The organism is Sphingobium terrigena, assembly GCF_003591655.1.
Lineage (GTDB): Bacteria > Pseudomonadota > Alphaproteobacteria > Sphingomonadales > Sphingomonadaceae > Sphingobium > Sphingobium terrigena.
Genome location: NZ_QVRA01000001.1, coordinates 272565 through 291180 on the forward strand (window position 1 = coordinate 272565; position 18616 = coordinate 291180).

Annotated in this window: 19 protein-coding genes and 1 pseudogene; 14 read left to right on the top strand and 6 right to left on the bottom strand. The window is 61.0% G+C overall.

Going from position 1 to position 18616, the window contains the following annotated elements:
• Window positions 1–5: 5 nt before the first annotated feature.
• Window positions 6–620: a MarR family winged helix-turn-helix transcriptional regulator gene (locus tag D0Z70_RS24770; protein ID WP_182913801.1), complete on the bottom strand. Its 615-nt coding sequence runs from the start codon at window positions 618–620 to the stop codon at window positions 6–8.
• A 138-nt stretch (window positions 621–758) separates the two neighbouring features.
• Between D0Z70_RS24770 and D0Z70_RS24775 the strand changes: the two genes are divergently transcribed.
• On the top strand, window positions 759–1487 hold the full coding sequence (locus D0Z70_RS24775) for a nuclear transport factor 2 family protein (protein ID WP_182913802.1): 729 nt from the start codon (window positions 759–761) through the stop codon (window positions 1485–1487).
• 92 nt (window positions 1488–1579) lie between these two features.
• Window positions 1580–2188, top strand: coding sequence for an NADPH-dependent FMN reductase (locus D0Z70_RS01295; protein WP_119743607.1), 609 nt, complete (start codon window positions 1580–1582; stop codon window positions 2186–2188).
• 104 nt (window positions 2189–2292) lie between these two features.
• Here the strand turns inward: D0Z70_RS01295 and D0Z70_RS01300 are convergent, their stop codons facing one another.
• Both D0Z70_RS01300 and D0Z70_RS01305 read right to left on the bottom strand, forming a co-directional pair.
• Window positions 2293–3507, bottom strand: coding sequence for an acyl-CoA dehydrogenase family protein (locus D0Z70_RS01300; protein ID WP_119743608.1), 1215 nt, complete (start codon window positions 3505–3507; stop codon window positions 2293–2295).
• Between the two features lie 177 nt (window positions 3508–3684).
• A complete protein-coding gene (locus D0Z70_RS01305; protein ID WP_182913803.1) occupies window positions 3685–4389 on the bottom strand; it encodes a glutathione S-transferase family protein in 705 nt (234 codons plus the stop codon).
• Window positions 4390–4506: 117 nt separating this feature from the next.
• Between D0Z70_RS01305 and D0Z70_RS01310 the strand changes: the two genes are divergently transcribed.
• Genes D0Z70_RS01310 through D0Z70_RS01335 form a run of 6 tightly spaced genes read left to right on the top strand, consistent with a single transcriptional unit; the run spans window position 4507 to window position 10041 of the window.
• Window positions 4507–5283, top strand: a complete 777-nt coding sequence (locus tag D0Z70_RS01310) for an enoyl-CoA hydratase/isomerase family protein (protein WP_119743610.1) — start codon at window positions 4507–4509, stop codon at window positions 5281–5283.
• Between the two features lie 28 nt (window positions 5284–5311).
• Window positions 5312–5764 (top strand): MaoC family dehydratase, encoded by a 453-nt coding sequence (locus tag D0Z70_RS01315; protein WP_119743611.1) that lies wholly within the window; start codon window positions 5312–5314, stop codon window positions 5762–5764.
• Window positions 5761–6654, top strand: a complete 894-nt coding sequence (locus D0Z70_RS01320; protein ID WP_119743612.1) for an HpcH/HpaI aldolase/citrate lyase family protein — start codon at window positions 5761–5763, stop codon at window positions 6652–6654. Before D0Z70_RS01315 ends, D0Z70_RS01320 begins: the two co-directional genes overlap by 4 nt.
• The gene (locus tag D0Z70_RS01325) at window positions 6644–8047 is read left to right on the top strand and encodes a coniferyl aldehyde dehydrogenase (protein WP_119743613.1); all 1404 of its coding nucleotides are present in this window, start codon (window positions 6644–6646) and stop codon (window positions 8045–8047) included. The genes D0Z70_RS01320 and D0Z70_RS01325 overlap by 11 nt, the downstream gene beginning before the upstream one ends.
• Window positions 8048–8074: 27 nt before the next feature.
• Window positions 8075–8875 carry a hypothetical protein gene (locus D0Z70_RS01330; protein WP_119743614.1) on the top strand — a complete coding sequence of 267 codons (801 nt, stop codon included), beginning with the start codon at window positions 8075–8077 and terminating at the stop codon, window positions 8873–8875.
• Window positions 8876–8886: 11 nt separating this feature from the next.
• Window positions 8887–10041, top strand: a complete 1155-nt coding sequence (locus D0Z70_RS01335) for an epoxide hydrolase family protein (RefSeq protein ID WP_119743615.1) — start codon at window positions 8887–8889, stop codon at window positions 10039–10041.
• A 95-nt stretch (window positions 10042–10136) separates the two neighbouring features.
• Here D0Z70_RS01335 and D0Z70_RS01340 read toward each other — a convergent pair whose 3' ends face one another.
• Window positions 10137–10400, bottom strand: a complete 264-nt coding sequence (locus D0Z70_RS01340; protein WP_220475608.1) for a hypothetical protein — start codon at window positions 10398–10400, stop codon at window positions 10137–10139.
• 327 nt (window positions 10401–10727) lie between these two features.
• Here D0Z70_RS01340 and D0Z70_RS01345 point away from each other — a divergent pair, with 327 nt between their 5' ends.
• Window positions 10728–11405, top strand: coding sequence for a nitroreductase (locus D0Z70_RS01345; protein WP_119743740.1), 678 nt, complete (start codon window positions 10728–10730; stop codon window positions 11403–11405).
• 183 nt (window positions 11406–11588) lie between these two features.
• On the opposite strand, the gene D0Z70_RS01350 is transcribed toward D0Z70_RS01345, so the two are convergent.
• Window positions 11589–12149 (bottom strand): TetR/AcrR family transcriptional regulator, encoded by a 561-nt coding sequence (locus D0Z70_RS01350; RefSeq protein ID WP_119743616.1) that lies wholly within the window; start codon window positions 12147–12149, stop codon window positions 11589–11591.
• A gap of 105 nt (window positions 12150–12254) precedes the next feature.
• Between D0Z70_RS01350 and D0Z70_RS01355 the strand changes: the two genes are divergently transcribed.
• The 5 genes and pseudogenes from D0Z70_RS01355 to D0Z70_RS01380 all read left to right on the top strand — a co-directional run bounded on the left by D0Z70_RS01355 (window position 12255) and on the right by D0Z70_RS01380 (window position 17624).
• The gene (locus D0Z70_RS01355; protein WP_220475609.1) at window positions 12255–12896 is read left to right on the top strand and encodes a glutathione S-transferase; all 642 of its coding nucleotides are present in this window, start codon (window positions 12255–12257) and stop codon (window positions 12894–12896) included.
• Between the two features lie 132 nt (window positions 12897–13028).
• Window positions 13029–14201 carry an ATP-binding protein gene (locus D0Z70_RS01360; protein WP_119743617.1) on the top strand — a complete coding sequence of 391 codons (1173 nt, stop codon included), beginning with the start codon at window positions 13029–13031 and terminating at the stop codon, window positions 14199–14201.
• Between the two features lie 584 nt (window positions 14202–14785).
• Entirely contained in the window at window positions 14786–15577 is a 792-nt protein-coding gene (locus tag D0Z70_RS01370; protein WP_239018768.1) for a DUF2231 domain-containing protein, read from the top strand.
• A 174-nt stretch (window positions 15578–15751) separates the two neighbouring features.
• Window positions 15752–16889, top strand: a pseudogene (locus D0Z70_RS01375) (IS3 family transposase).
• 267 nt (window positions 16890–17156) lie between these two features.
• A complete protein-coding gene (locus D0Z70_RS01380) occupies window positions 17157–17624 on the top strand; it encodes a YybH family protein (RefSeq protein WP_037472261.1) in 468 nt (155 codons plus the stop codon).
• 301 nt (window positions 17625–17925) lie between these two features.
• Here the strand turns inward: D0Z70_RS01380 and fliE are convergent, their stop codons facing one another.
• Window positions 17926–18375: a flagellar hook-basal body complex protein FliE gene (gene fliE, locus D0Z70_RS01390; RefSeq protein ID WP_037472259.1), complete on the bottom strand. Its 450-nt coding sequence runs from the start codon at window positions 18373–18375 to the stop codon at window positions 17926–17928.
• Window positions 18376–18616: the final 241 nt, after the last annotated feature.

The following is an 18616-nucleotide window of genomic DNA, read 5'->3' on the forward strand; positions in this document are numbered from 1 at the left end:
AGAGATCAGGACTTGGTGGGAAGCGTCCGCTTGTTCGTGCCCTCGATTTCGCCCGGTGGTGGTGCGAGATGCGGCACCTTCCCGTTGAGACGCGCTTCGCGCGCAGAAGTGCGGAAGGACAGGGCGAAGAAGTCGACGCCCCAGCGCAACTCGTCACTGGTGATGTGGGATAACTGTCCCGCCAGATAGTCGACCGACGCCTGGACCATGCCATTGACGAACTCTTCGCCAAGCTCCGTCAGGCGGACCACTTTCTCTCGGCCTGAGTCGGGATTCTCGACCTGCGAGACGAGCGACAGTGGCGGCTTCGACAATTCACGCAACAGCTTGGACACGTTCGAGTTGCTCATCTCGAACCACGTCGCAAGGCGCGTTTCGATTTCCTTGCGGCGGACCCATCCATCGGCCTCTGCCCGCGAGTGGATGAGCCAGAGAATGGCGGCCTGTTTGCGCGAGATGCGCCCCTGGCACATCACCGTCTCCAGATCCATGCCGATGCGATAATGGATCGGATAAAAGAAGTTGAGCAATTCGCCGACGAGTGCGCGCGGCGGCCCCTCAACGCCCTTGGCCGCCGCCTTGCCCCGTTTCTTGCGCTCGGTCGCGATGTCGATCGTCATGGACTTCCTCAACTGGTCAGCGCCCAACGATAGGGCATTCATCGGCTTTTGAAAACAATGCAATATATGGACTGTGCTATTATTGCATAAAATAGCGATCGGAACTATGCTTATCCGAAATCGCCAGGAGGATGACCGATGGACGCAATCAACGCAGCTGCTCATAAGCCCGCGGGCGGGCTGATGTCCCCTTCCCGCCGGGCCGCCTTGGGAATGGGCGCGGCGGCCGCCAGCGCGCTCATGCTGCCATCGGCGGTCATGGCAAGTGGCTTCAAGGGTACCGGGCCGATGAGCTTTTCGACCGCGCAGGATTGGATCAGGACTTTTTTCAACAGCGCCGAAGAGATCATCGATTATTATGCCGATCCGTTCGTGTTCGAAGATACCACGCTTTATCAGACCATCACCGACCGCGATGAGCTCTATGCCGCATTCCTGCCCTTCGCCAACAAGGATCCCAGCAGTCCGATCGGCCTCCATTATTTCGATGTGATCCGTTATGATGGCGGCAAGTCCTGGCCCGGCCGCGGGCAACTGCGCGAGGGCAAGCCTGCCGAATATACCGACGCCGAATATGCGCGTGAGGCAGCCCCCATCCTGCTCGGTGGCGACTATGAATATGACGAATGGGGCATGATGCAGTGGATCTGGAAAGCGGTCCACAAGGCCGACTTCCTCGGCATGCCGGCGGCCGGCAAATCGACCGTGACCCGCGGCACCACCTTCCATCTCTATCGCGATCGCAAGATCGTGCGCGATTCGACCATGTGGGATTTCCGGCATGTCGCGGTCCAGCTGGGTGTCGTGCCGCCACCCCAGATGTTCTGGAAGAATCCCAAGACCAAGGCGCCGGCGCGTAAGCGCTAGTCCCATAGCGCTCCGTCTTATCAACATGACGCTAGGGGAGCCACGCACGACCCGCGTCGAGCGGGTGTGCGTCGAAGCCAAACGGAGAGTGAATGCCTGATACTAGCCCCCGTAAGCCCGTGGTCATCGGCATCGGGGGCACGGCCTCCGCCGGGTCATCGACCGAGCAGGCTCTCGCACTGGCATTGGCATCGGCCGAACGGCAAGGTGCACAGACCCGCCTGTTTGGCAGTGCCCATCTTCTTGCCTTGCCGCACTATCTGTCTCCGGGAACCGGTCAGTCGCCGGAAGGACAAGAGTTGGTGGCAGCGATCAGAGCCGCGGATGGCGTGATCATCGCCAGCCCGGGCTATCACGGCTCGATCTCGGGGCTGGTGAAGAATGCGATCGATTTTATCGAGGAAACCGCCAAGGATCCTCGCGTGTATCTCGACGGCGTGCCGGTCGGACTCATCGCGACTGCCTATGGCTGGCAGGCGACCGGATCGACGCTCGCCACGCTGCGAGCCATCGTGCACGCTCTTCGTGGCTGGCCGACGCCGCTTGGCGCTGCAATCAACAGTTCGGGCGGCATCTTTCGGGACGGGGCTTGCTCGGACCAGGCAGCGGCAAACCAGCTTGAACTCGTCGGGCGCCAGGTCAGCTATTTCGCGCAGCTGCGCCTGGGTGATCCCGATCTACTGGAGACCGAGCAGGTGTGATCGAGCGGCGCTTTCTGGCGCCGCAAGTTGCCCCCCCAACAAAGAAGCTCTGCCGCCGCTGGATGGACCAGCGGCGGCAGAGCCAGGGGAGAGTCAGGAGAGGATCAGTCCAGCACGCCGAGCTGCGACTTTCCGAGAAGCTCGTAGACAGCGTCGCCGGATAAAGGATGGTAGATGCCCGCGCGCGCGTCGCGGAACGCCCGCTCGAGCGGACCGCCGCGGCGGATCGCGCCGCCGCCGGTGAGGCGCATCGCGATATCGGTGACTCTAACCGCCGCTTCGGTCGCTGCGATCTTGGCGATCGAGATCCGAGCGGGGCGCTCCGCTGCGCTCCAGGCGGCGTCGCCGCCGGCTGTCATGATCGCTGCCGTGCCCTGAACGACGCGCTCGGCCATCTCCAGTTCGACGAGCGCCTGGCCCAGCTGATGCTGAATATGTCCGACATCGCGCACCATGACATTGTCGCCCGAAACCGTGTGTCCCAGCGACTTCTTCGCAAGCGAATCGCGGACGAGGCGGAACGCCCGGTCAGCGATGCCGAGATAGACGCCGGCAAAGGGAAAGGTCACCCATTCCATCTCGCCGATGAGACCGGTACGGAAAGGGCCACCATAGCCTTCGGCCGGAACCGGCACCTTGTCGAACACGCAGGTCTGGGTACCCGAGGCGCGCATGCTGAACGTGTCCCAGGTGCGCTTGATGCTGATGCCCGGCGCGGTCATCGGCACCATGAACACGGACTCGCGGGCGGCATGTTCCTTATAGTCTTCGGGAATCTTGCCGTCGGCATCGGTGATCGTTGCGTTGAACGTTACGATGTCTGCGCCTTCGATGAAGGTCGCCCAGTTCTTCTTGCCGCTGACGAGCCAGCCGCCTTTTCCGTCGGGCACGGCAACCGTATCGGCGATCGTCGAGAAGCCGGCGCGCTCCTCGCTGAAAGGACCTGAGAGGAGCGCGCTATTTTCGACCACTTCCTTGAACAACCGGACACGCGCGCTCTCCTCGAGCAGATCGCGGAAAATGCCCACCATGACATGGTGCATGTTGAACGACAGGGTGATCGCCGGATCGCCGTAAGACGCCAGCTCCTTTTCCACGAGCGCGACGGTCCACAGGTCTGCGCCGAACCCGCCATATTTCTTGGGGACGATGAGGCGAGCGAGACCACTCTCCTTGTAGAGCGGCACCAGTTCGAGCGGCAGCTCGTTCTTCTCGTCGGCAGACGGCCCCAGCTCGGCGAATTTCTCGGCGAGTTTGCGCGCGCGCGCGATCAGTTCGTCCCGTTCCGCCGGGGTGATCTCGATATCGTGTTTGGCCATGATGCTCTCCTTCGCTGTTGGGCCAGACCGTGGGCTAAGCAGCGCTTCGCGATCCTCGATCGTTCTGAGATGGCCTTCTAATCTGATTGTGCATTTTGGCAAGTGTTTAAAGAATGCAATATTCGTAATATGACGGAGGAGTAGCTGCGGCCTTTCCGCCATCTCACCGACATCGTGTTAGCGCAGTGCCGGGCCGCCCGTCTGCGACTCGACGCGTTCCATCCACGCGACCACGGCCGGCTGCCTGCCGACCGCAGCGAGCCCCTTGCCGGACCCGGCGACACATTCGAGCTGCGAAACGACGGCGATATCGGCGAGCGTCAGTGCGCCAGCGACCAGGTAATCGGCCCCATTCAACAGCTGGGCAAGCGCCGCGAGGTGCCGGTCGAGTTCGCGCAATATGTCGGCCTCGGTCCGGCGCGCGAGTCCCTGCTGGACGCCCTGCTTTCGCGTCAGAAAAGGGACCAGCGGCCGCGCCAGGCGGCGCATGACGGGACTATCATATTTCAGGATCTGGGTGACCCAGCGCTGACGATCATAGGGCCATGTGAAACGCATAGTCATCTCGAAGAAATAGAGGCTCTCGTCGGCCCAGTCCTCCAGGATATCGACCTGCGCGCGCGCGTGGGGATCCTCCGGGAATAGCGGCGGGGAAGGAGCAGTCTTGTCCAGAGCCCGGCATATGTCGCTCGAGTCGTGCAAGACCGCGCCGTCCAGTTCGAGGATCGGAACCTTGCCGGCCGGCGACAGCCGCCTGAGCTGGCCGAGCTTGGCCATCGGGACATTGCACACGCGATAGGCGAGGCCCTTGTACGCAAGCACCCGGCGCACCTTGTCGCAGAAGGGCGAAATTTCCAGCTGGTGGAGGACGATCTCCGGCATATCGCTCCGATCATGTTGTTCTAAACCGTGCATTGACGACACAGTTTATTGACGATAGGGTTTGCTCGAACTCAGGTCAATCCCGGACTACGGGAGCAAGCAGCAGAGAGCGATGTCATGAGCCTTGTCGAATTTCAGCAAACGGCCGATGTAGGGCGCATCATCCTCAATCGGCCAGAGGCTGGAAATTCCGTCAATCCCGCGCTGATCGCTGATCTTGGCAAGGCCGTAGACGCCGCTTGCGCGGCACCGGTGCGAGCCATCCTGATAGAGGCGCGCGGCGCGAATTTCAGCTTGGGCGGCGACGTTCGGCATCTCGCGGCGGTCGGAGACGGCGTGGCGGCGGAACTGCACGACATGGCGACCGGATTCCATATCGCGCAGCTGCGTCTCTGCCAGTTCCCCGTACCCATCATTTGCGCCGTTCGCGGCAACGCGATCGGAGGTGGTTTCGGTCTCGCCTTGTCGGCCGACTTCCTCATCTGCAGCGATGCCGCCCGCTTCTCGACCGGCTATTCGCGGCTTGGCCTCAGCGCCGACGCCGGCGTCAGCTATTTCCTGACGCGTGCCGTGGGTGCGCGCCGCGCCGCCGCGCTGCTGATCGATGCACGGTTCGTGTCGGCGGACGAAGCGGTCGCGACCGGGATCGCCGATCGCCAGGTGGCCGACGCTGAACTGGATGCCGCAGCGGAGCAATGGGCGACCGAACTCGCCGCCGGGCCGACGTCCGCCATTGCGGCGATCAAGCGCCTGTCCGACGAAGCACGCACCAATAGTCTCGCTCAGCAGCTCGATCGTGAAACCGCCGAGATCACGGCATTGGCCGGGCGCAAGGATGTTATCGCAGCGATCGGCGCGATCGCCGCCCGCGCGAAGCCCGTTTTCGAGGGCTGAAGACCATCACGAGGAATTTGGACGCATCATGGCTGGACTCTATTTCGAACAATTGCTGCCGGGCCACGCGATCGAACATGCGATCCGCCGCACGGTCACCGAAACCGACAATGTGCTCTTCACGACGATGACGATGAACCCGGCGCAGATCCATCTTGATGCCGATTATTGCGCGGGGACCGAGTTCGGCCAACCGCTGGTCAACAGCATCTTCACGCTCGGTCTGATGATCGGCCTCTCGGTCGGCGATACCACCCTCGGGACGACAGTCGCCAATCTTGGCATGACCGACGTGACATTTCCGGTCCCGGTGTTCGTTGGCGATACGATCAGGGCGCGCACGACCGTCGCCGGGGCGCGACCGAGCAAGTCGCGTGCCGACGCCGGCATCGTCACCTTCGAGCACCAGGCCTTCAACCAGAAGGATCAGCTGGTGGCCCGCTGCCTGCGTGCCGCGCTCATGCTGCGCGCACCCGCATGAGCCTGCGCTCGCTTCTTTTCGTCCCCGCCGACAATGAGCGCAAGATCGCAAAGGCTGAGGCGGCTGGCGCCGATGCGCTGATCTTCGATCTTGAGGATTCGGTGGCCCCCGAGCGCAAGGCCGAGGCGCGCTCGATCCTGCGCGATTATCTCTCGCGGTTGGAGACGGATCGCAGCTGGCGGGCCTTTGTCCGGATCAACCCGCTCGACAGCGCCGAAGCGCTCGACGATGTGCTCGCGGCGGCGCACCTGTCGGTCGCGGCCATCGTTCTTCCCAAGGCGACGGGCGTCGCGGATCTGCAGCGTTGCGCGCATTATCTCGACATCGCCGAACGTGCCGCCGGATTGGTATCGGGGAGCATCGCTATCCTGCCGGTCGTTACCGAGACGGCCGCCGCCGTCTTGCGACTGCCCGAACTCGCGTCGCCGCTGCCGCGGCTGGCGGCGCTGACCTGGGGCGGGGAGGATCTCTCGACCGTCCTGGGTGCGCTCGGCAACAAAAGATCGTCGGGCGAGTGGGACGACAGTTTCCGACTTGCCCGCGCCCTGGCGTTGCTTGCGGCCGCTGCCTGCGAAGTTCCGGCCATCGACACGCTGCACGCCGATTACCGGGACGGGGAGGGACTGGCCGCAGCCTGCGCAGCGGCGCGCCATGCGGGCTTTTCCGGCAAGATCGCGATCCATCCCGATCAGGTGCCGATCATCAATGCCGGCTTTTCGCCGCAGCCGGACGAACTGGAGCATGCCCGCAAGGTCGTAGCGGCGTTCGCGAACGCCCCGGGCACAGGGACGGTGGGACTTGATGGCCGTATGCTCGACCGCCCCCATCTCATCGCCGCCAGGCGGCTGCTGACATCCGCTGGTGAAAAGGTGTTGCCCGATGCCGACTGATCTTGAATCGGTGCTGCAGCGCCAGCGCGGGGCCTCGCGCGATCCGTCGCCGGCGACGGCGGCGATCCGGAAGGATCGGCTGCGCCGTGCGATCGACCTGCTGGTGACGAACGAGGCGGCGCTCACCGCAGCGATGGCCGAGGACTTCGGTGTTCGTGCGCGGGAGCAGTCGCAGCTCTATGACCTGGTCGCATCGATCCAGACGCTGCGCCACGCGCTCAAGCATGTCGATCGCTGGATGAAGCCGGAGCGCCGTCCGGTCGATCTTGCGCTGCGCCTCTTCGGCGCAACGGCCTGGATCGAATATCAGCCCAAGGGCGTGGTCGGGCTGCTGTCTCCGTGGAATTTTCCCATCTATCTCACCTTCACGCCGCTGGCAGGCGTTCTCGCCGCCGGCAACCGCGTGATGATCAAGCCGTCCGAGCACACGCCTGCCACGTCGGAAGCGCTGAAAAAGGCTTTTGAGGCTGGTTTTGATCTCGAAGAAGCCGCCGTGGTCACGGGCGGCGCCGACATGGCGGCCGCTTTTTCGGCGTTGCCCTTCGACCATATCATCTTCACTGGCTCGACCGCAGTCGGCCGCCATGTCATGCGTGCCGCCGCCGACAATCTCGTGCCCCTGACCCTCGAACTGGGCGGCAAGTCGCCGGTGATCGTGGGGACGAACCCCGATCATGCCTTGATGGCCGACCGTATCGTCACCGGCAAACTGCTCAACGCCGGTCAGATCTGTCTGGCGCCCGACTATCTTCTGGTTCCGCAGGCGCAGGAGGAGCGGATCGTTGCTGATCTGGTCGCTTCCGCCAACACGCTCTACCCAAATCTCGCCACCAACGCCGATTATGCAGCGGTGTTGGGGGACCGCAATCGCGACCGCCTCGGCCGCTATGTCGAGGAAGCGCGCCAACGCGGCGCCCGCGTGACCGAGGTTGGCACCCGCAGCAATGACGGGCGGTTGCCGTTCACGATCCTGCAGGATTGTCCACCCGATGCGGCCGTGATGACCGACGAGATTTTCGGGCCGGTGCTGCCCGTGGTGTCCTATCGTTCGCTCGACGAGGCGATTGCGTTCGTCAATGCCCGGCCCAGGCCGCTCGGCCTCTATTTCTTCGGACGTGACGATCAGGAGACACGAGCGGTCCTCTCACGCACGGTGTCGGGTGGCGTCACCCTCAACGACGTCGTTTTCCATGTGACGGTCGAGGAACTGCCGTTCGGCGGCGTCGGCGATTCGGGCTTTGGCGTCTATCATGGCGCCGAGGGCTTCCGCGAATTCAGCAACGCGCGATCCATATTCCGCCAGTCGAGGTTCGATGTGGCGAAGATTGCCGGCCTGCGCCCGCCCTATGGCGCGAAGCTGAGGAAATTCATCGCGAAGGGCCTGAAGGCCTAGGGCGATACGTACAGCCAGGAGAACGTCATGAACCCGCCGGTCGATCATCCGCTCAATCTTGTGACGCAGGCAGTCCTGACGTGGGGAAGCTGGGGGCTGACGTTCGTCACCCTGGCGGCGGCCGTGCGGCTCGGGATTAGGGAACGGACACCCTTCTATATGCTAGTCATTCTCGCGGCCATGGTCGGCGCTTTTGCGGAGCCGCTTTATGACGAAGGCCTGATGCTGTGGTTCTATGCGCCGGGCATGTGGTCGCATTTCTCGGCGTTCGGCATTCCGCAGCCGAACTGGACGCATAGCGGCTATGCGGTGCTCTACGGGAGTGCTGCGATGCTCATCGCGCGTCAGATCCACGCAGGGACGCTGACCCGCAACGGCCTGTTTGCCTGGGCCGGAGTCGAGCTTGCGATGTCCTGCACCTTCGAGATGGTCGGGATCAACGGCGGGGCCTATGAATATTGGGGGCCGCATGTCCTTCGCATTTTCAACTATCCGATCATCATCGGCATATTGGAGGCATGCCAGGTGACATGCTTCGCGGTCGCCGCCGCCGAACTGCGGCGGCGCAGCAGACACCCGGTGGCACTTCTCGGTCTATTCGCGATCTTCCCGATGACCTTCTATCTTGCCAATTTCGGTGCCGGCGCGCCGGTGATCATCGCGCTGCATCTCGACACGCCCTCGCCGACGCTCGTCGTGCTGGCTACGCTCGTCAGCATCGCCTTTGCCCTCGCCGCCGTTCGAATGGCCGCGAGTCTCGTTGCAGCGGCGCCGGGCGAAGCAGCGCTCAAAAGCCCGGCGCGCAACCGCGCTGCCGCTGCCCTGTAAGGGAAAAGCACATGTCCGCGACCGCCAATTCCGAACAGGTCGAACCCTTCATACTGGACGTGCCAGAGAGCCAGCTCGAGGATCTCCGCCGTCGTCTGGAGACCATCCGCTGGCCCGATCAGGAACTCGTCGACGATTGGTCCCAGGGCGCACCCCTTGCCAAGGTCTGGGCCTTGGTCGACCACTGGCGCGGCCCTTATGACTGGCGACGCTGCGAGCGGATCCTCAACGGCCTGGGGCAGTACCGCACGCGGATCGATGGCGTCGATATTCATTTTCTGCACATTCGGTCGCCCCATCCCGACGCGTTGCCTCTGATCCTGTCGCATGGCTGGCCTGGCTCGGTGATCGAGTTCCTGAAATGCATCGGCCCTTTGAGTGACCCGACGGCGCATGGCGGAAGCGCTGCCGATGCCTTCCATCTCGTCATTCCGTCCCTTCCCGGCTACGGCTTTTCGGGCAAGCCGCGCGAAACGGGTTGGACCGTGCAGCGCATCGCGCGGGCATGGCATGTTCTTATGGGCCGGCTCGGCTATAGCCGTTATGTCGCGCAGGGCGGCGACTGGGGCGCGGCGATCACCACCGCGATGGGCGCGCAGCGGCCCGAGGGGCTCGCGGCCATCCACCTCAATCTCCTCTTCGTCATGCCGGCGCAGATTGACGGGAATCTCGATCCTGCCGAGGCCGAGATGATGACCGCCCTGGCATATTATCAGCGCTGGGGATCGGGCTACTCGACGCAGCATGCGAGCCGCCCGCAGACGCTCGGCTATGGGCTGGCGGATTCTCCGGTCGGGCAGGCTGCGTGGATCTACGAAAAATTCAAGGAATGGGCCGATTGCGATGGCGCGCCGGAGAACGCGCTGTCCCACGATGAGATGCTCGACAATATCATGCTGTACTGGTTGCCGAACACGGGGACCTCGTCGGCTCGGCTCTATTGGGAGAGTTTTCACGGTGCCTTCGGGGCCACCGAACTCGACCTTCCCACCGGTTGCAGCATCTTTCCCAAGGACATTTATCGTGCTCCCAAAAGTTGGGCCGATCGATGCATGCGGCAACTCATTTATTGGAACGAGGTCGACCGCGGGGGGCATTTCGCGGCCTTCGAGCAACCGAGCCTGTTCGTGCAGGAGATCAGAAAATGCTTCCAGCTCATGCGCTGAAGAGGCAAAAAATCGGTGCTTTGACGGACGCTCAGATTCGATTTCAGATTGATCGAATCGATTGGGGATCGAATATCCGCCGAAGCTCTGGCGCATCATCGCTTGTCCTCGAAGGTCGGAATGCCGAGCATCCTTTGCGACCCATCCGCCTTGGGTATGTAGGTCCGTCGGACCGGCGGCGCACGATAACGGCCGGACTTGATGCGCTCCAGAAGGTCCAGAAGTCTGGCCTCCAGGTTAACCTCATAGTCCGCCGCCGTGACGCCGTCGATGCCGGGGGCACCATCCTTGCGGGTCAGCCGGTAGGCCTCCTTCATCCAGTCCAGATCGATGACATGGTGGAGCGAGCACACCGCCACTCCCCGTTTGCTTCTCGCCAGATTGGCTATCCGTTGTCGGTTCGTAGACAGGTTTGTGGGGTTCAGAGTCCCCTCCCATGTTTCAGGTCAACGGTTCTCTACACATGACGCCTCCCTTCGCTCCGTCGGGTCCCGGTGAGCCCAGTTCCCCGTCTTCGCCGCTACTATGAAGGCGCTACGACTTCCCGCTCACGCAATCCTGGTCCCGCTTGCAGCCCGATTAGCCAAATCAATCCGGGCGCAGGGTACTGAATGGTGTGCAAGACATCAAGTAGGGGATGACAATCCGATGTGCGTGGTCTCGCTTTTGTCGATGGAGAGTTGAACGTGTCTGAAGACAAGTCCTTCCATGAAGTGGTGCGTGCGCGCCACTCCGTGCGAAGTTTTCTGCCTGATCCTGTGCCCGAGCCGGTGATCCGTGCCGTGCTTGAAGACGCGCGACTTGCTTCCTCCAACTGCAATACCCAGCCGTGGGAAGTTCACATCGCGTCCGGCGTGGTCCGGAATCAGCTCAGCGATGCAATTCTTGCCGCCAATGGTTCAGGAAAGGTGACGCCCGATTTCAGCTTCTCGCTTGGCGATTATCATGGCGTCTACAGCGAGCGCTCCAAGGCGCAGGGCGCCGCCTATCACCAGGCGATCGGCGTAGCGCGCGCCGCTTTTGACGAACGGCGTAGCGCATCAGAGCGCAACTTGAAGTTTTTCGATGCGCCACATGTCGCAATGCTATTCATGCCCGTTACGGGGGATTGCGTGAGGGTCGCGGGCGACGTTGGCATGTATGGCCAGACGTTTCTGCTCTCGTTGGCAGCGCATGGTCTTGGCGGCGTTCCGCAGACGACGCTTGGTTTTTACGCGGACACCATCCGTGAAGTGCTCGGCATCGGTCCAACGCTTAAGTTGCTGTTCGGTATTTCATTCGGCTACCCGGACCCGTCGCATGCCGCCAACAGATATCGGATCGACAGAGCGCCGGTTGAGCAGAGCGTGTCGTTTCACCGCTGATCTCGTTTGGCGGTGATGTGGCCAGCGCAGCCCGCCGAAGTGTAATATAAGGCGCCGCATTGATGTAGCGGGTTGAACTCCGGCACCGTAGTGATCGCGCCGGCGGTGAATTCTGACGTGACCCCTGGTTTCCACCAGCACGGGTTGAGCCAGGCAGCTTTTTGACGTTCCTGCCTGTGCTCTTTACGGAAGCAGTCCTGACGCGCGGTAACTCCGGATGATGGTGTCATAGAGAGAGATGTCGGATCGCCCTCTTGCCATGAGCTGGGCACCGGTAATGGCAGCGAAGATAGCACGGGCTCGTCCTTCGTCCATCGCGACGCCGTAGACGCATGCCTCAGTAAGCTGCTCGTCAATCCAGGCAATGTTGGCGTCGGAGAACGCGGTTATCTCCAGCTTCACAATATCCGGCAGGCTGTCGAACTCAGCTGCCATGAAGCTGGCCAGACACATTCGACATTCGTCCTGAAGCGCGGCCTGGAATATCGTTGGATAATGGCGGAGCCGTTCGATCGGATCCGCAATCTTATCTGACAGTGCAGCCAGGAACGCTGTCGCATCCTCGCGATATCGCCTTGCCACGGCAGCGCCGAGATCTGCCTTACCAGGAAAATGGTAATAGATGCTCGCCGCCTTGATCCCGACCTCCTTCGCGAGGTCTCGGAAGTTCAGGCCGGCATAGCCATGCGCCTGCGCCGCACGGCGCGCTGCGGCCAAAATGAGCTCCTGAGTGGTAGCAGTCATATTCAAACCTCAATCGGCATGTCTGCCTAGTGGCAGATAGGCATTGACCTGGCGCTTCTGGATGGGATAGCCCCCTACCAACTGGCAGGCAATCGGGAATGAGGCATGATGAAGATCTATGATACTGCTTTGGGGCCATTTCCCGCGCGCGTACGTATCGCCATTGCTGAAAAAAGCCTGGAGCCGCGCATCGAATTCGTGCCGATCGATCTTCTGAAGGGTGAGCATAAGACCGCTACGTTCCGAGACAAGAATTACTCCGGCACCGTACCGGTCCTTGGGCTTGAGGATGGAACCTTCATCTCCGAATGCGTGGCTATAACCCGGTACCTGGACGTTCTTGACGGAATGCCGACCCTGACCGGCACGACGCCGAAAGAGCAGGGCGTCATCCACATGATGACCAAGCGCGCCGAGATGGAGTTCATCGAGGCCATCAGCATTTATTTCCACCATGCGACACCTGGGCTCGGGCCCCAGGTCGAAAAGTACCAGAACTGGGAGTGGGGCATCTACCAGCGAGACAAGGCTTTTGCCGGGATGCGGTATTTCGATAGCATACTGAGGCAGCAGCCGTTCGTAGCCGGAGATTTTTTCTCGATGGCAGACATGGCCGTGCTCGGCGGGCTCATTTTCGTCGATCATCTGGATGTTGAAGTTCCGACCGAGTGCTACACGCTGTCCTCATGGTACAAAGCAATGCAGGAGCGTCCGAGCGTCAAGAACCGGGTGACCATGTTCAAATAAGCGGAAACCTAACAATAGCAAGCGAAGCAGGTCATGCCAGAGTACACGATCGAATAATGTGGATCTTGCGCGGGTATCCAAGGGACGCAGAATAACCTTGCAAAACTGGAATTTCAATCCATAAATGCAAGGATGATCGAACGCAGAATCGCTGCCCAATTAACCGAGCGATTGGACACCACACCCGCCGTTGCCCTTCTGGGTCCGCGGCAGGTCGGCAAAACTACCCTGGCGCGCGTGATCGGCGAGCAGCGACCATCGCTCTATCTCGACCTCGAATCCGATGCGGATCGGGCGCGGATGGCAGACCCCGAACTCTATCTCGCAGGCCATGAGGACAAGCTCGTCATCCTCGATGAGGTTCACCGTCTCCCCGGCTTGTTCCAGATCCTGCGCGGCCTCATCGACGAGGGCAGGCGCAAAGGACGCCGGGCCGGCCGCTTCCTGCTCCTCGGATCAGCCTCGCTGGATCTGCTCCGCCAATCCGGGGAAAGCTTGGCTGGGCGTATCAGCTATCTCGAAATGGGGCCGATCGATGGATTGGAGGTTCCGGCCGAAGATTTGTCCAGCCTGTGGAACCGTGGTGGTTTTCCGGACAGCTTCCTTGCGGCCGACGATCGTCTCAGCCAGCGCTGGCGCCAGGATTTCGTCCGCACCTATCTTGAGCGCGACGTACCGATGCTGGGGCCGCGCATTGCTGCCGAGACACTCCGACGCTTCTGGACCATGCTGGCGCATCACCAGTCTGGTCTGCTCAATGCCGCCGAGTTCGCGCGTTCGCTCGGCGTCGACGGCAAGACCGTCGCCGCGTATCTGGATCTGCTCGTCGATCTGCTGCTGGTCCGAAGGCTAGAGCCGTGGCACGCCAACGCCGGTAAGCGACTGGTCAAGTCTCCGCGCGTTTATGTGCGCGACAGCGGTCTCGTCCACACGCTGCTTGGCCTAGCCACATTGGAAGACGTGCTTGGTCATCCGGTAGCCGGCGCAAGTTGGGAAGGGTTTGTTCTCGAGACGATGATCGCAGCCGCGCCAGAAGGGACGCAGGCGAATTTCTACCGCACTGCGGCCGGCGCCGAGATCGATCTGCTGCTGACCCTGCCGGGGGGGGCGCTCTGGGCGATCGAGGTCAAACGGAGCTTGGCACCGACTTTGGAGCGGGGCTTCCACCAAGCCTGCGCAGATTTGAATCCTCAGCAGCGAATTGTCATCTATCCGGGGACTGAGAGCTATCCATTGCGGAAGGGCATTGAGGTCATGCCGCTTCAAGTCGCAAGCACGGCTCTGGACGAGGCCGGACGCATATGAACATCTACGGACTCAGAAGAGCTTTCGGCCGGGCGACCTAAGCGATTGATTTCGCAATCAAATCATAGACTTGCGAATTCGCCGAGAGCATTATTAGCACGATCTGTATTCGTGGAAAAGGCTGGATGTGCCTGGATGCTCGGCTCAGGCCCGGGTCGAGCGCCAGCCAATTCTAGACCATGCGCGCGCGACGAGCTTCCATGCGTCGAGCAATAGCCTCAATTTTTATGACCGAGATAAGCTCATGGTATATTCATGGCATAAAATCCAAGATCATTCGGACGCTGGACATAAATCGACGGACGTGTAGCGCGACGATTACGGAGTCCGGTCGGCGTCAATTTTGATGGCCGATAGGTGGCCGCGCCGGTTGGTGAATTCTGGCTACCATTTGCTGTTGCGAGGAGCAACCGTCGAGCGACAATTACNGCACAGGCCTATGACGTGGTCGCCTTCGGCCCCGGGGGGCGCCGCCTGTTCGCCCGCCACGGCAGCTGATCGGCGGTTTTTTCAGGCTGGGGCGGCAGATGCGGTCGCCGCAGCTGGTGTAGCTCCACGGCCCAGTTCGTCTTGAAGAGCGGGCGATGGGTTTCACGAAAGGATTTGGCCGGGTGAGGCAAACGGGCATTGATGAACACGAAACAAGGGGTTGGGTGATGCGCGGTAAACGAAGCGGAGCCTTCGCTTTGCTCCTTGCGGTTGCAATGTCAGTAAGCACATCGGCAGCGGCGCATGAAGATCACGATGCGCTCGGGGCCGGGCCAGGTGCTAACAGCGCAGTCGAGACTCAGAAAAAGGATGGAGCAGACGCTGGCGACGGCCACATGGGCATGGGCTCTATGTCGACCGTGGACATGAACATGGGCGGCCGCGACATCGCCGGCGACGACATGGACATGGGCGGCATGCACGAGGAGACCGCCAACAAGAACAAGAGTTTCGGTGAACGGCTTGTGAGCTGGCTGGGCCGGCTGCACACCATGGTCATTCATTTTCCCATCGCACTGTTCATCGGTGCGTTCGGGGTGGAGCTGTTCGGGTTGTGGCGCCGCAACCGGGACTATCGGCATGTCGCACATATAATGTTGGTCGTCGGAGCGCTGGGAGCAATCGCGGCGGCGTTCCTGGGCTGGTTCGCGGGCGGGTTCTACCTGACCGACCGCAACCCGATCCTGATGACGCATCGCTGGCTCGGGACGTTGATCGCGGTCTTCGGCGTCGCGCTGGCTTGGATGGCAGCGCGCCACGGTAAGGTTCCCGAGCGGTCGCGGACGTTGTACTGGGTGGTGCTTGGCCTGATGACGCTCGCTATCTCCATCCAGGGGTTCCTTGGCGGAACCTTCATGCACGGCGGATTATACCACTTGGCATTCTGAACGGGTCCGTCTGTGCGCATAAAGCGGTCGTTTTCTGAACAGGGACGGCCGAGGGCGCGTCTTCACCGAGGACGCGCCTTTGACTGATCAGAGGTGGCCTGGCAAAACTGCACATCGGGATAAGTGGATTTTCTGCCTGCCGGCGGCCAGGATGGCCGCGTGACTGGAGTAGAGATGAGCAAACGACCACGCCGGAATCACAGCCCGGCATTCAAAGCGAAGGTGGCATTGGCCGCCGTGAAGGGCGAGAAGACGCTGGCGGAGCTGGCGCAGCAGTTTGACGTGCATCCGAACCAGATCACGCAATGGCGCGGGCAGCTTCTGGAAGGGGCTGCCGGTGTATTCGGGAGCGAGACGCGGAGCGAGGCTGCCGAGCCAGTGATCGACGTAAAGACGCTGCACGCCAAAATCGGTGAACTGACGTTGGTGAACGATTTTTTGTCAGGGGCGCTCGGGAAGGCGGGACTGTTGCCGAGCGCAAAACGATGATCGACCGTTCGCACGCACTGCCGTTGGCGCGGCAAGCCCGGGAGCTTGGGATCAGCCGGGGCAGCATTTATTATCTGCCCAGACCGGTGCCGCCTGCCGATCTCGCCATCATGCGGCGGATCGACGAACTGCACCTGGAGTTTCCATTCGCCGGGAGCCGGATGCTGCGCGACCTGCTCCGGCAGGAGGGCTTCAAGATCGGCCGCCAGCATGTTGGCACGCTGATGAAGACGATGGCGATTGAGGCGATCTACCGCCGCCCGAGCACATCGAAGCCCGCGCTGGGGCACAAGATCTATCCCTATTTGCTGCGCAAGCTGGCGATCGTGCGTCCCAACCAAGTCTTGGCGACCGACATCAGTTACATTCCGATGGCGAGGGGCTTTGTATATCTCGTTGCCATCGTGGACTGGTTCAGCCGCAACGTTCTGGCCTGGCGGGTGTCGATCACGATGGAAGCCGATTTTTGTGTTGAGGCTCTGGAAGAAGCACTGGCGCGCTTCGGCAAACCGGAGATTTTCAATACAGATCAGGGCAGCCAATTCACGAGCATGGCCTTCACCAGCGTGCTGCTCCGAGAAAAAATCGCCATAAGCATGGACGGCAGGGGCGCGTGGCGCGACAATGTCGTTGTCGAGCGCCTGTGGCGCTCAGTCAAATATGAGGAGGTTTACCTCCGGGCCTACGGCGGGTCAGCGAAGCCCGCGCGTCGATCGGTCGTTATCTGAACTTTTACAATGGAAGGAGGCCACATTCGAGCCTCGCCGCCAGGACGCCGGATCAGGCGTATTTTGACAACCTGCCGGTAATGATGGCAGCATGAATTTGGCAACCGATACGGGGCGTCACTCCGATCGGGCTACGCCCTCCCTGCATGACGCCCCGTATTGGCAAGGCAAGGAACCCGGCAGACGATCCACTTAACCATTGCCGATCCCTGTTCAGACAAACCCGGCCACCTCTCTTACCTCTCTTGTTCAGGTAGCAGGATTTGCTTGGTTTGATAATACTAGCGATATCGGTACAAGAATTCCTGAGGGCACCTTATGAATGGTGGCCTCAACCATCTTGCGGTATCAAAGGGGGAAACATGATTTTGGTATTGAGAGTAGCAGTAGCCACAGCGTTGGCCATGCCGATCGCAGTCACCGCGCAGCCTGAGCGAGTCGCGGATACAGGGGCCGTGGAGGCGGTGCTGTCACAGTACAAGGCGGCGATCAAGAAGCTCGACGCAAAGGGTACCGAGGATCTCTTCGCGGTCGACTCGCAGATATTCGAAACGGGTGGCTACGAGGGAACCTACACAACATACCTTGCCCATCATCTTGCGCCAGAGCTGGCGGCGTTCAAGTCGTTCACATTTTCTGACTACAAGGTCAGCGTTCGCTTTGAGGGACCGGTTGCACTCGCTACTGAGACCTACCGCTATCGGATCGAACCCAAGAACGGAGCCGTTGCCGAGCGTATTGGCGTCGCGACCAGCGTCTTAACGCGCGTGGGAAATAGCTGGAAAATCGTCAGCATGCACAATAGCGGTCGCAAGCCGAAAGGCTCCTGATCGGTCTGTGGCCGCTACTGCTTCTTCGCTGGATTTGGCGTAGGCGAGTGCGCTGTCGCGTTTGTAGAGTTCGTCGGGTGATCGTGCTCCGCTATGCCGGCATAATGGTTCATCTGATCCTCGGAGATGTCCGACGTTTTTTCGCTGCTGCCACAAGCCGTTACGGCTAGGGATAACAGAAACATGGCCGCGATAAGCGCCCTCGATCTTCTCATAACATAATACCCTTCGATGCCGAGCTGAACCATCATAGCTGATCCGGTGCTTGACTTGCTTACAATGATACGGTCGACAGCTTGCGCTAGACCGGCATGCTCATGATGTCCTTATACGCGGAAAGCAACCTATTGCGAACCTGCAGCGTCGCTTCGAAGGCGATCGACGACTCCTGCCGCGCGAGCATGACCTTTGCAATATCGACCTCTTCGCCGCGCTCATAGGCGACTGTCAACTGGCCGGCGCGAGCGTTGATGTCATTAATCTTTTGAAGCTGTGTTTGCAGTGTAGAGGTAAAGCCGCCTGGTTCCGTGCGTTCAGTCCCCAAAATCCTTTGGTTTGAGCCAGGGCCTGCAAGCGAGTCTGCACCGTCCGCCTTTCCAAGCACGGTATCCATCGCTGCTTCGAATTTTGCTCCCGCACCCCCGGGGCTACCAACAGAACCCGCGCTGCTTGCTACATTTCGAAGCGCCGCATTCCTGTCGAGGATGGCGCTTCGCATAGCCAAGAGGTCGTTGATGGAGATGCTGCTCATGTTCACCCCGGTGCGATTTTTAGCATTGCCATATAATGGCATCGCAAGCGTTAGAGGATAGTTAACGACGCTTAGGAATGATTGCTTGATCGTAAAAGCCGCGTGCCGATTCTCATAGGTTGTCCACCGTCAGCACCAATGGCACAGATTTGAGGTTGTGAATTAAGGAGGGTTGGGGCTTCGTCTTAATGACGAAGGAACGAAGATGAAGTCCAAACCCTCCTTGAAAAAATCGTCGCTG

Bases quoted from the DNA above. Each gene is read 5' to 3' on its own strand.
- D0Z70_RS24770 (WP_182913801.1), bottom strand. From the start codon at position 620: ATGACGATCGACATCGCGACCGAGCGCAAGAAACGGGGCAAGGCGGCG.
- D0Z70_RS24775 (WP_182913802.1), top strand. From the start codon at position 759: ATGGACGCAATCAACGCAGCTGCTCATAAGCCCGCGGGCGGGCTGATG.
- D0Z70_RS01295 (WP_119743607.1), top strand. From the start codon at position 1,580: ATGCCTGATACTAGCCCCCGTAAGCCCGTGGTCATCGGCATCGGGGGC.
- D0Z70_RS01300 (WP_119743608.1), bottom strand. From the start codon at position 3,507: ATGGCCAAACACGATATCGAGATCACCCCGGCGGAACGGGACGAACTG.
- D0Z70_RS01305 (WP_182913803.1), bottom strand. From the start codon at position 4,389: ATGCCGGAGATCGTCCTCCACCAGCTGGAAATTTCGCCCTTCTGCGAC.
- D0Z70_RS01310 (WP_119743610.1), top strand. From the start codon at position 4,507: ATGAGCCTTGTCGAATTTCAGCAAACGGCCGATGTAGGGCGCATCATC.
- D0Z70_RS01315 (WP_119743611.1), top strand. From the start codon at position 5,312: ATGGCTGGACTCTATTTCGAACAATTGCTGCCGGGCCACGCGATCGAA.
- D0Z70_RS01320 (WP_119743612.1), top strand. From the start codon at position 5,761: ATGAGCCTGCGCTCGCTTCTTTTCGTCCCCGCCGACAATGAGCGCAAG.
- D0Z70_RS01325 (WP_119743613.1), top strand. From the start codon at position 6,644: ATGCCGACTGATCTTGAATCGGTGCTGCAGCGCCAGCGCGGGGCCTCG.
- D0Z70_RS01330 (WP_119743614.1), top strand. From the start codon at position 8,075: ATGAACCCGCCGGTCGATCATCCGCTCAATCTTGTGACGCAGGCAGTC.
- D0Z70_RS01335 (WP_119743615.1), top strand. From the start codon at position 8,887: ATGTCCGCGACCGCCAATTCCGAACAGGTCGAACCCTTCATACTGGAC.
- D0Z70_RS01350 (WP_119743616.1), bottom strand. From the start codon at position 12,149: ATGACTGCTACCACTCAGGAGCTCATTTTGGCCGCAGCGCGCCGTGCG.
- D0Z70_RS01355 (WP_220475609.1), top strand. From the start codon at position 12,255: ATGATGAAGATCTATGATACTGCTTTGGGGCCATTTCCCGCGCGCGTA.
- D0Z70_RS01360 (WP_119743617.1), top strand. From the start codon at position 13,029: ATGATCGAACGCAGAATCGCTGCCCAATTAACCGAGCGATTGGACACC.
- D0Z70_RS01370 (WP_239018768.1), top strand. From the start codon at position 14,786: ATGGGTTTCACGAAAGGATTTGGCCGGGTGAGGCAAACGGGCATTGAT.
- D0Z70_RS01380 (WP_037472261.1), top strand. From the start codon at position 17,157: ATGATTTTGGTATTGAGAGTAGCAGTAGCCACAGCGTTGGCCATGCCG.
- fliE (WP_037472259.1), bottom strand. From the start codon at position 18,375: ATGAGCAGCATCTCCATCAACGACCTCTTGGCTATGCGAAGCGCCATC.